This window comes from Xenorhabdus bovienii (genome assembly GCF_024721015.1).
Taxonomy (GTDB): domain Bacteria; phylum Pseudomonadota; class Gammaproteobacteria; order Enterobacterales; family Enterobacteriaceae; genus Xenorhabdus; species Xenorhabdus bovienii.
The window spans coordinates 17,651-28,205 of sequence record NZ_JANAIF010000050.1 but is presented as its reverse complement, the minus strand read 5'-3'; the positions used below and the strand labels follow the sequence as shown (position 1 = coordinate 28,205).

Annotated in this window: 12 protein-coding genes; all 12 read right to left on the bottom strand. The window is 44.7% G+C overall.

Features of this window, described 5'->3' with window-relative positions; translation table 11 throughout:
- Window positions 1–356: 356 nt before the first annotated feature.
- The gene (locus NXS07_RS13365) at window positions 357–674 is read right to left on the bottom strand and encodes a hypothetical protein (protein ID WP_258086914.1); all 318 of its coding nucleotides are present in this window, start codon (window positions 672–674) and stop codon (window positions 357–359) included.
- A 66-nt stretch (window positions 675–740) separates the two neighbouring features.
- Window positions 741–1,424, bottom strand: a complete 684-nt coding sequence (locus NXS07_RS13360) for a hypothetical protein (RefSeq protein ID WP_258086913.1) — start codon at window positions 1,422–1,424, stop codon at window positions 741–743.
- 28 nt (window positions 1,425–1,452) lie between these two features.
- Complete coding sequence (gene ssp4, locus NXS07_RS13355; RefSeq protein WP_258086912.1) at window positions 1,453–2,478, bottom strand: Ssp4 family T6SS effector; 1,026 nt, start codon at window positions 2,476–2,478, stop codon at window positions 1,453–1,455.
- A 57-nt stretch (window positions 2,479–2,535) separates the two neighbouring features.
- The gene (locus NXS07_RS13350; RefSeq protein WP_038194713.1) at window positions 2,536–3,015 is read right to left on the bottom strand and encodes an Hcp family type VI secretion system effector; all 480 of its coding nucleotides are present in this window, start codon (window positions 3,013–3,015) and stop codon (window positions 2,536–2,538) included.
- A gap of 244 nt (window positions 3,016–3,259) precedes the next feature.
- Complete coding sequence (locus tag NXS07_RS13345; RefSeq protein WP_038223956.1) at window positions 3,260–4,009, bottom strand: amino acid ABC transporter permease; 750 nt, start codon at window positions 4,007–4,009, stop codon at window positions 3,260–3,262.
- 1 nt (window position 4,010) lies between these two features.
- Window positions 4,011–4,748, bottom strand: a complete 738-nt coding sequence (locus NXS07_RS13340) for an amino acid ABC transporter permease (RefSeq protein ID WP_258086911.1) — start codon at window positions 4,746–4,748, stop codon at window positions 4,011–4,013.
- 76 nt (window positions 4,749–4,824) lie between these two features.
- Window positions 4,825–5,673, bottom strand: a complete 849-nt coding sequence (locus NXS07_RS13335; protein WP_258086910.1) for an ABC transporter substrate-binding protein — start codon at window positions 5,671–5,673, stop codon at window positions 4,825–4,827.
- 157 nt (window positions 5,674–5,830) lie between these two features.
- Window positions 5,831–6,547: a phosphate signaling complex protein PhoU gene (phoU, locus tag NXS07_RS13330; protein WP_038194718.1), complete on the bottom strand. Its 717-nt coding sequence runs from the start codon at window positions 6,545–6,547 to the stop codon at window positions 5,831–5,833.
- Between the two features lie 18 nt (window positions 6,548–6,565).
- Window positions 6,566–7,342: a phosphate ABC transporter ATP-binding protein PstB gene (pstB, locus tag NXS07_RS13325; protein WP_258086909.1), complete on the bottom strand. Its 777-nt coding sequence runs from the start codon at window positions 7,340–7,342 to the stop codon at window positions 6,566–6,568.
- A gap of 54 nt (window positions 7,343–7,396) precedes the next feature.
- Window positions 7,397–8,251 (bottom strand): phosphate ABC transporter permease PstA, encoded by an 855-nt coding sequence (gene pstA / locus NXS07_RS13320; protein WP_172664698.1) that lies wholly within the window; start codon window positions 8,249–8,251, stop codon window positions 7,397–7,399.
- Between the two features lie 58 nt (window positions 8,252–8,309).
- A complete protein-coding gene (pstC, locus tag NXS07_RS13315) occupies window positions 8,310–9,266 on the bottom strand; it encodes a phosphate ABC transporter permease PstC (RefSeq protein WP_038217001.1) in 957 nt (318 codons plus the stop codon).
- 100 nt (window positions 9,267–9,366) lie between these two features.
- Window positions 9,367–10,407, bottom strand: coding sequence for a phosphate ABC transporter substrate-binding protein PstS (gene pstS / locus NXS07_RS13310; protein WP_038207226.1), 1,041 nt, complete (start codon window positions 10,405–10,407; stop codon window positions 9,367–9,369).
- Window positions 10,408–10,555: the final 148 nt, after the last annotated feature.

The following is a 10,555-nucleotide window of genomic DNA, read 5'->3' as shown; positions in this document are numbered from 1 at the left end:
GGTCACGTACGCGCCCATCACGAGTCGTATCGTGCATCAATTCGAGGGCTTCTTTTTGGGCATCTGTCAGAGTAATTTTCATGGGCGCGATCTTGATCTGATACGAATGAAAAATCAAGTATCTTCAATTACGATGGGTATATCTTAAACCGACCAGGGTAAGAAAAATATTTATTATAACTAAGAATATTCAACGTGATATTTTTTAACACTGGATCACCATTCTTTATTTTTTCTTCCAGATCCTTAGCCTTACCTAAAAGTTTTTTAAACTCTGTATTTAAAATAAAATCTTTTATATGCATATAGTCGTTATCACAATCAATGTATTCATGTAATCAATATAGTTATTAGAATCATTCAGATAAATAACTAGCAGGATTTTCGTAAGCAATAGAGTAAATCGAACCAATCATATAATTACCTAACGTTAATATATTTTCTGGATTCCTAATTGTTCCTGTCATTCCACTACCTACAAACCCACCAGTTGCAATGAGAAAATCTCTCAGATGGTTCCGCAATGCCTTCTGTATAGATTCTATAAAATAACGTTTAATGTACCACCCCTGTTCTATCGCATCTTTAATTGCTTGGTTAGATATTCCTGGATTATTGTATCGCATAATTTCTTCAGTTAGCCGTTTCCTCTCATGTCTGGGCATCTTTTTCATGTTGGTTAGCATTATCTGATTTGAATGAGAAATCAAGCATCTCCAATGACGATGGGTATATAAATTTTATTTTCCTGCTGCTTCTTTGGCTCTTTTCTTCTTTTTAATCTCACGCCGTCTCTGAAATTCAACTTCTTTAATGCGTTTTTTAGATTCTTTCCGAGGCATGTTTAATATTTCTTGCGTATCTTTAGTCAGAAAAATATGAGTAATTCTGAAAAGCTTCATATCTCTTACTGCATTAAAATAAGAATAACCATTCATAATAAATTTAATTAATAAAGAAAAAGCCATAACTAATGCATAATAGAAAAAATGCAAAAATGGCGAACTATCAAACAATAATAATAAAACACTAATGACTAATATAGATTGATATAGTATACGATGTATGTAAATTCCTTCCTTACCTCCCTTCCCTAAAGATAAAAAACTAAAAAATATTAATGAAAGAATAGAAAAAACCAATAACATACATGGGATGATAGCTAACTTATTAACTCCACTATCCATTACATAAGAAATCAGAACCGCCAAAAGCATTGAAGATGATAAGACCAAACTAAATCCAATTATCCCCAATAGAAAATACACTTTCGACGTAACTGGATTAAAATGATATTTAAACTGTTTATATCCAATTTCTTCTTTTAATGATGAGTCATTTATCTTCAATCTACGATCTAGATTCATCACTTCTATTAAAAGAGAATTCAATCTAACATTATAGATAAATTCTTTTATACTCATATATCTTCTCGTGTTATCGCTCTTTTTATTAATATCCATTTGAAATATAACTCGCGGGTTTTTCAACAGCAATAGAATAAATTGCACCAACCATATAATTGCCTGATGTAACTATACTTGCAGGATTCCTGATTATTCCAGTCATTCCACTACCAGCGAAAGCACCACCTGAAGAAAGCGTATTTATTAAATGATTTTTAAGTGTTTGGCGAATTTGTTCCGTTGGATAACGTTTAGGATATTGCCCCAAATTTATTAAATTTTTTATTTCTTGATTAGAAATTCCAGGATTATGATACCGTATAATTTCCTCTGTTAATCGTTTTTTTTCATGCCGTGGCATCTTGTTCAACCATTCTGCTGCACGACGAGAAGAAGTGGCTTTCATTACCCTATAAGTTTGATAGGCTTCTTTTAAAGCTGCTGTGCCAGAAGCAAGGGACGTGATATCTAAGAGGGTTGTCGTGGTCACATACCAATCCTGTGAATCCAACCAACCAATATGCTCCACGCCTTCGTCTCCCTTCCCAGTAAGATTATAAATTCTGTATGCTCCATTCATACATTGAAGACTACTTGCAGTAAACCCAGCGTAAGCCAAGACTACACCTGCGGAACTTGCCCCTCCAGTAAAGGGTATCGCAGCACCAGAGCCAGCCGTTGTTAACAAAAATGCCACAGCCCCACCACATGAAAGCGCCGTCGATCCAATTTCCCACACCAGACTCGGTTCAGAAACCGTTTTTGTCAGCTCAGCTTCTGGAGCATTGCCTGCTTCAAGATTGAAGATAATAATATGTGTTAACTCAGAAAAAACAGGGCTTCCACGTCTTTTTGATGGCCTGACCAAATAACGCTTAAATAACCCATCTGAATAAATAATTCCGGCACCATAAAAATCACGGTGGCAATCCAATGCATCAGCAATAACCTGAAAATCGATATTGTCAGCACCATGATGTATGGAACCAAACATTCTGGCATGCTGAAAATCTGGTAGCTTACTTTCATCAAATTCATTTCTTAATTGTGATGTAAGGCTGTCAAATTGCATTTTAATCACCACTCATGATTATTTAATTGTATACAGTTTTAAAATAATTTATACGACTTAATAAACGGTTTCTTCCCAAACACAATACCCTGATGTACCCGCTATATGATGTTGGCAAACAATATCTTTATATTGAACTGCAACAACCTCTTCTGGCTGCCGATCGTTATGATTCACAGAATGTGGATATTGAACATTAACATTTAATAGCTTTGCGTTTCTTAAATTGACAGAGTAATAGCGTTCTTGCCCACCCGCTTGCGAAGTCCGGTAAAAATCAAACATGAGATCAAGTTCTTCATTGTTTGAAATTGCCATCAGTAGTAATGGTGACGATTTATCCAGAAGCTTAATAAATTTAACAGGCTGATGTGCAACGTTTTGTGCACGAGAAATGCCATGATTAAATTGTAATACAAAAATCTGATCTTCATGACCTAACTGGAATTTATTGCCAATAGAATCCAGTGTAGAACATCCCTGAGAAATCAGCCCCTGAAGCTTTCCTTTAATTGTCACATAAATCGAATTTGCCATATTTTATTAACCCTTTGCCATGATTAGTCTGATTCATATTTAACCATTATAGAGAGGTTTTGCATCAAAAAAACACCTATTATCTTTCAAAACATCACACAGTCATATATATAAAACTTTTGGCTTTTTTAAGGGAAAATCAGACGAGTAAACAGTATAATCTACAGTTTTTTTAGCTTGTTATAAAAAAATCCCCTGCCTTAACAACAAAGGATTAATACAACCACAAAATATCTGACCAGGCTCAAATATTAACTTTTGGAACCACTATCAATGCTTTTTTACGCCAGAAACCGAAACGTGTTGTTCTTTCCCGTTGTATCGAAAAACGGCGGGCGACAGAGTTGGCAATGAGCTCCAGTGATAAACACATGACAAAATAAACCAGCGCAACAAATAAAAAGACTTCCATCGGATATACCATGCTACGGTTATTTACCTGTGTTGCCAAAAATGATAATTCTGCCACGCCCACAATATAGGCCAATGAAGTATCCTTAATTAAGGCAATCCATTGGTTAATAAATGACGGCACCATCATTCTCAATGCCTGCGGCAAGACGATATACCACAATACTTCCCAACGGTTGAAACCCAGCGATAACCCTGCCCGCCATTGACCTTCACCAATCGCCAGAATGCCCGCTTTGACGCCATGCGCCAGATAAGCGGAGGTGATCAACGCCAGTGCGCAGACCACAGTGGTGATTTCGGGAATTTCCATTCCCAGCACCACCGGCAGCAGAAAGTAAGTCCAGAAAATCAGCATAATCACGGGAATGGCACGGAAAAAGCCCAATATTGCCGCGAGCAGGTTAACCCAGAAGCCTCGCAACATCGCCAGCGCAATACCTGCCACCGTACCCAAGACAATGGAAATCACCCCTGCCATGATACTGATCACCAAGGTTAGCGCCGCGCCTTCCAACGGCCCATCAGGAAAGGTGCCGAGCAACAAGTAGCGCCAGTTTTCCGTAATAACGGTAAAGTCCATATCAGTATCCCCTCGCCAGTGCTCTCTGTTGACGCCACTGTCCCCAACCTTCCATCACCGCAATAATGGCGATATAAAGCACTGTCGCGACACCAAACGCCTCAAAGGTTTGCAGTGATTGCGTCTCTACCTGACGGGAAGCGTAGGAAAGCTCTGCCACACCAATCGCCATCGTCAATGAGGAATTTTTGACGATGTTCATGTATTGTCCCAACAGGGATGGCATGGCGATTTTCAATGCCTGCGGCAGTACGACATAGCGCATGGCCTGCCAGTCCGTTAGCCCCAATGCATGGGCAGCGTATTTTTGCCCGCGCCCGACGCCCTGAATGCCTGCCCGCAGTTCCTCAGCCACAAAAGGCGCGGAATAGAGCGTCAAGCCAATAAACCCCGCCAGAAATTCAAAGGATGGCCATGCCAATGTCAGACCCGCAATGGGGATTTCATGAGAGGTATTCAGCCAAATCATGGCGGCCTGCGGTAAGATTTGACCGGAAGCGAAATACCAGAAAAACAGTTGTACCAACAGGGGTGTATTGCGAAATACGGTGGTGTAAACCATAACCAGCCAACGCAATGGTTTGATCTGGCTGTCCCGTGCGGCGGTAATCATGAAACCCAGTAAGGTCGAAGAAATGATGGTGCAGGCAGAGAGCCATAAGGTGATCAGGAACCCCTGCCAGAGCCATCGCAGATACTCAGGAGCCAGTAAGTGCTCGGTAATAAATTGCTCAAACATATCATTCACCGCATAAACAAACAGCAAAGCCCCGCAAAAACGGGGCTAGTTTCAGGCGTTATTTTCCTAAAGTAGATTAAGGTTTTGCCTGACGATCCAATGGGGCGAATTTGAAATCACCACGCGGCTGAGCCGATTTAGTCTCAGCGCCAAACCAACGATTGTAAATTTTCTCCGCTTCACCCTCTTTTTCCAGTTTCAGTAGCGTCTGGTTAACCACATCAATCAACCGATCTTCCCCTTTGGTCGCGGCTACAGCCTGATATTCACGGGTAATGCTGAAGGGTGAGATTTCAAAATCCGCTTTTTGCGCTTCCGGTACGTTTGCCAGCAAGCCAACCAATTTCGCATCATCCTGCGTGATCGCCTGAACGTTGCCATTCCTCAAGGCCGCAAATGCCAGTGGAGTATCGTCATAAGAGATGACTTTTGCTGTCGGATAACGCTCACGCAGAGTGATCTCCTGTACAGTGCCTTTATCTGCCCCAATGCGCAGCTTGGCGATATCATCCGGGGTTTTCAGGACACCTTTGCGGGCAATGAACTTCTGTCCGGTGGCAAAATAAGGGATGGAAAAATTGACCTGTTTGGCACGCTCATCGGTGATCGTGAAATTGGCGGCAATTAAGTCAATTTTCTTGGAAGAGAGCAGAGGAATACGGTTAGCTGGGTTAGTCGGACGCAGTTCCAGTTTTACACCGAGATCACTGGCGATCGCGTTGGCGATGTCCACATCATAGCCCGCCAGTTTTTTCGTTTGCGGATCGATAAAACCAAACGGTGGGTTACTGTCGAATACCGCAATCCGTACCGTACCGGCTTTTTTAATATCATCAAGTTTATCTGCCTTCGCCACACCAGAAACCAATGCCAGACTGGTCAGCAGCGCAACAGCCACTACGCGGGATTGATTGCGAAATTTCATTGAACACCCCTGTTGGTAATAAAATATTTATTGTCCGACAAAAGCTATCAATTTCAATATAGCACTTGAAATAATATAAAATGATATGTTTATCATCTTTAGGAATAAGAAAGCCAAAAACGCCGGAATAAAATTCCCGCGTTTCAGGCAGTTAAGATCATTGGTCTTTGGTGAGCAGCTTTTCTAGTTCATCACCACCAACGTGACGGAAATCCTGTCCTTTGACGTAATAGAAAATAAATTCACAAATGTTCTGACAACGATCCCCGATGCGCTCAATAGAGCGGGCACAAAAAAGCGCGGTCATGACGCTTGGAATAGTGCGGGGATCTTCCATCATGTAAGTCATCAACTGGCGGACGATGCCTTCGTATTCCTGATCGACTTTTTTATCTTCATGGTAGATGCGGATGGCTTCTTCCAGATCCATACGGGCAAAGGCATCCAGTACATCGTGTAGCATCTGGATAGCATGGCGTCCCAACGATTCCAGGCTGACCAGCAAGGGCTGCTGCTGCTGCGAGAATTTTTCCAGCGCCGTCTGGCAGATTTTATCCGCAACATCGCCAATGCGTTCCAACTCTGCAATGGTCTTGGAGATCACCATAATCAGACGCAAATCGCTCGCGGTCGGCTGGCGCTTGGCGATGATACGGACGCAGGCTTCATCGATCGTCACTTCCATCATATTGACTTTATGGTCATCTTCGATGACTTGCCGAGCCAGCTCCCCGTCCTGATTGTGCATCGCCAGAATCGCCTTACTGAGCTGTTCTTCCACCAGCCCGCCCATTGTCATTAATTCAGTGCGAATATGTTCCAGTTCAGCATTGAACTGGCCGGAAATGTGTTTGCTGTGATTCAGATTGTCCATACGCTATATGGCTCCATATCAACCGTAACGGCCTGTAATATAATCTTCAGTCTGTTTCTTTCTGGGTGTGGTGAACAGCGTGTCTGTGTCACTGAACTCGATCAATTCTCCGAGGTACATAAATGCAGTGTGGTCAGAACAGCGCGCGGCCTGCTGCATGTTATGGGTGACGATCACCACAGTATATTCCGATTTCAATTCACTGATTAACTCTTCAATACGTCCGGTGGAGATCGGGTCAAGTGCCGAGCACGGTTCATCCAACAACAAGACTTCCGGACGGATCGCAATACCACGGGCAATGCATAAACGCTGCTGCTGACCACCGGAAAGGCTATAACCACTCTGGTGCAGTTTGTCTTTGGTCTCATTCCACAATGCGGCTTTTGTCAGCGCCCACTGGATGCGTTCATCCATTTCAGCCCTTGGCAGTTTTTCAAACAGACGCACACCAAAAGCGATATTGTCATAAATGGACATCGGGAATGGTGTCGGTTTTTGGAACACCATGCCGACTTTGGCACGCAGTAGGGCGATATCTTGTTTATCCGTCAGGATATTGGTGTCATCCAGTATAATTTCGCCTTCTGCCCGCTGTTCGCCATACAGTTCATACATTTTGTTGAAAGTACGCAGTAACGTGGACTTGCCGCACCCCGACGGGCCGATAAAGGCTGTCACCTTATTCTGCGCAATATCCAGTGTGATGTTTTTCAGCGCGTGAAATTTGCCGTAATAGAAGTTCAGATCACGTACCTGGATTTTTCTTCCTGCAATGTCGTTAGCCTTATTCATCAGTTGTTTCTCTCTTAAATGCCTTTTTATTGCCTATTGAAAATATCAGTGCTTCTATCCGTGCTTTTTATTCTTAAACAGCACACGCGCCACAATGTTGATCAGCAGTACACACAAGGTAATCAGTAAAACTCCCGCCCACGCCAGTTGCTGCCAGTCAGAGAAGGGACTCATGGCAAACTTGAAGATGGTAACGGGCAGGTTCGCAATCGGCTGACTGAGATCAGTGCTCCAGAATTGATTGGAAAGCGAGGTAAACAGCAAGGGCGCGGTTTCCCCTGCAATACGGGCTATCGCCAGCAAGACACCAGTCATGATGCCGGATATCGAAGCCTTTAACGTAATGGCAGAGATCATTTTCCATTTCGGTGTACCCAGCGCATAGGCGGCTTCGCGCAGGTTGTCCGGTACTAGTTTAAGCATGTTTTCGGTCGTGCGGATCACGATGGGAATTTGGAGCAACGCCAGTGCGATAACCCCTGCCCAACCGGAGAAATGCTGCATTTTTGTCACAATCACCGAGTAAACAAACAAGCCGACGACAATCGAAGGTGCCGACAACAGAATATCGTTGATAAAACGGATCACTTCAGCCAGCCATGAGCGGCGGCCATACTCCGCCAGATAGATGCCGGCCATGATACCCAATGGCGTACCCAACACCGTTGCCCAGAAAATCAGCAGCCCGCTGCCGACGATGGCGTTTGCCAGCCCGCCGCCTTCGGTATTGGGCGGAGGTGTCATTTCGGTAAACAGTGCCAGCGACATGCCATCAATGCCTTTGGTGACGGTGGAGAATAAAATCCAGATCAACCAAAACAGGCCAAATGCCATCGTTGCCATAGACAGCAACAGGGCAATACGGTTTTTCTGGCGGCGCCATGCCTGCATCCGGCGACGGTTGTTCATCTCCGCCGTATTTATCGCGCCAACCGCACGTGGCTGATGATTATTGCCCGTTGTCATCTCAGCGCCCCTCATTCTTTGCCAGACGCAGGATCATCAATTTCGACAACGCCAACACAATAAAGGTGATCACAAACAGGATCAGCCCCAGTTCCATCAATGCCGCGGTATGCAGGCCGGATTCCGCTTCGGCGAATTCGTTGGCCAAGGCGGAAGTAATACTATTCCCCGGCATGTAGAGGGAGAGACTGTCAAGTTGGTAGGTATTGCCGATAATAAAGGTCACAGCCATCGTTTCCCCCAACGCCCGGCCAAGCCCCAACATGACGCCGCCAATCACGCCATTCTTGGTGTAAGGCAGGACGATACGCCAAATCACTTCCCAGGTTGTACAGCCGATCCCATAGGCGGACTCTTTCATCATGACCGGCGTTTGCTCAAACACATCACGCATAACGGAAGCGATATAAGGAATAATCATGATGGCAAGAATGATGCCTGCCGTCAGAATGCCGATACCAAAAGCCGGGCCGGAGAACAGTTCTCCCACGATGGGAATACTCGACAGCACATCACCGACAGGTTGCTGGAAATAAGTGGCGAACAGCGGGGCAAAGACAAACAGCCCCCACATGCCATAAACGATACTGGGGATCGCGGCCAGTAGTTCAATCGCCACGCCCAGCGGACGTTTCAACCAGTTAGGTGCCAGTTCCGTCAAAAACAGGGCAATACCAAAACTCACAGGAACGGCAATAATCAGGGCAATCAGTGAGGTCACCAATGTGCCATAAATCGGCACCAGTGCGCCAAATTGCTCTGCCGGCGCATCCCAATCCTTGTTCCATAGAAAACTAAAACCAAAGGTCTTGATACTCGGCCAGGCAGCAATAATCAGCGAAATGATAATGCCCCCCAGCAGAAATAACGTCATCAGCGCAGCCAGTCTAACCAGTGCGCTGAAAATAATATCGCCATTTTTGCTTGGTGCTTTCAGTGCCGTTTTACGTTCGGCCATACGCTTAATTCTCATTTGGGTTAATTTCCCCCTCAGCAAAAGGGCGCAAAGGGGGATGAATCAAAGTGACCGATTCAACAACGGTTAATATAAAGATAATTTAGTACAGCGGTTTGCCACTGCTGTCTTTTATGTCGCGCTTCCATGCTGCACGTACCTGTCCAATGACTTCTTGCGGCAGGACAGAATAATCCAGATCTTTCGCCTGTTTTCCGCCCTGCTCATAAGCCCAATCGAAGAATTTCAGCACTTCAATCCCATTCGCCGCATTTTTCTGCTGTTTGTGGATCAGAATAAAAGTCGTTGAGGTGATCGGCCACACATTGTCACCTTTCTGGGCTGTCAGATCCTGAGCGAAACTTTTGCTCCAATCCGCCCCTTTCGCCGCAGCACTGAAATTCGCTTCAGTAGGCGCAACGACTTTACCGTCCGCCGAAATCAGCTTGGTATAAGCGAGGTTATTTTGTTTCGCGTAGGCGTATTCTACATAACCGATGGAACCGGGCAAACGCTGGACGAACGCGGCAATGCCATCGTTACCCTTGCCACCCAAGCCGGCCGGCCATTTAACCGTCGAACCCACCCCGACTTTTTCCTTCCAGAGGCTGTTCACTTTGGACAGATAGCTGGTGAAGACGAAGGAAGTACCAGAGCCATCCGCACGGCGAATGACGGCGATATTCTGATCAGGGAGTTTGAGGTCGGGATTCAGTTTGGCAATCGCCGGATCATTCCATTTCTTGATATTGCCCAGATAAATGTCACCGAGGGTTTTGCCATCTAAGACCAACTGGCCGGATTTGATGCCAGAAATATTCACGGCCAACACAATGCCACCGATCACTGTTGGAAACTGGAACAGGCCATCCGCCGCGAGTTTTTCATGAGAAAGCGGGGCATCAGATGCACCAAAATCAACGGTATGGGCAATAATCTGTTTCACGCCACCCGAAGAACCAATACCTTGATAGTTGATTTTATTGCCCGTTTCTTTTTGGTAGGAATCTGCCCACTTGGTATATACCGGTGCCGGGAATGTCGCACCCGCCCCCGTCAGACTGGAAGCAGCAAACGAAGACAGGGATGTCATGGCAAGTGCTGCTGCCATGATGCTCGCCACGGTGGTACGCATTGGTTTCATACTCCCTCCTGCTGGGATACGCATCATTAATTAAAAACAAGCGTCAAACTACGTCAACAACTTTGCTTTTATCTGAAAAAATGGTTCAGGGGAAAAATAGGTTAATTCAATGACAGTAAAATGTATTAATCATGACATTTTTATGACA

Coding starts and splice junctions, on each gene's coding strand:
- NXS07_RS13365 (WP_258086914.1), bottom strand. CDS start 674: ATGAAAAAGATGCCCAGACATGAGAGGAAACGGCTAACTGAAGAAATT.
- NXS07_RS13360 (WP_258086913.1), bottom strand. CDS start 1,424: ATGAGTATAAAAGAATTTATCTATAATGTTAGATTGAATTCTCTTTTA.
- ssp4 (WP_258086912.1), bottom strand. CDS start 2,478: ATGCAATTTGACAGCCTTACATCACAATTAAGAAATGAATTTGATGAA.
- NXS07_RS13350 (WP_038194713.1), bottom strand. CDS start 3,015: ATGGCAAATTCGATTTATGTGACAATTAAAGGAAAGCTTCAGGGGCTG.
- NXS07_RS13345 (WP_038223956.1), bottom strand. CDS start 4,009: ATGGACTTTACCGTTATTACGGAAAACTGGCGCTACTTGTTGCTCGGC.
- NXS07_RS13340 (WP_258086911.1), bottom strand. CDS start 4,748: ATGTTTGAGCAATTTATTACCGAGCACTTACTGGCTCCTGAGTATCTG.
- NXS07_RS13335 (WP_258086910.1), bottom strand. CDS start 5,673: ATGAAATTTCGCAATCAATCCCGCGTAGTGGCTGTTGCGCTGCTGACC.
- phoU (WP_038194718.1), bottom strand. CDS start 6,547: ATGGACAATCTGAATCACAGCAAACACATTTCCGGCCAGTTCAATGCT.
- pstB (WP_258086909.1), bottom strand. CDS start 7,342: ATGAATAAGGCTAACGACATTGCAGGAAGAAAAATCCAGGTACGTGAT.
- pstA (WP_172664698.1), bottom strand. CDS start 8,251: ATGAACAACCGTCGCCGGATGCAGGCATGGCGCCGCCAGAAAAACCGT.
- pstC (WP_038217001.1), bottom strand. CDS start 9,266: ATGGCCGAACGTAAAACGGCACTGAAAGCACCAAGCAAAAATGGCGAT.
- pstS (WP_038207226.1), bottom strand. CDS start 10,407: ATGAAACCAATGCGTACCACCGTGGCGAGCATCATGGCAGCAGCACTT.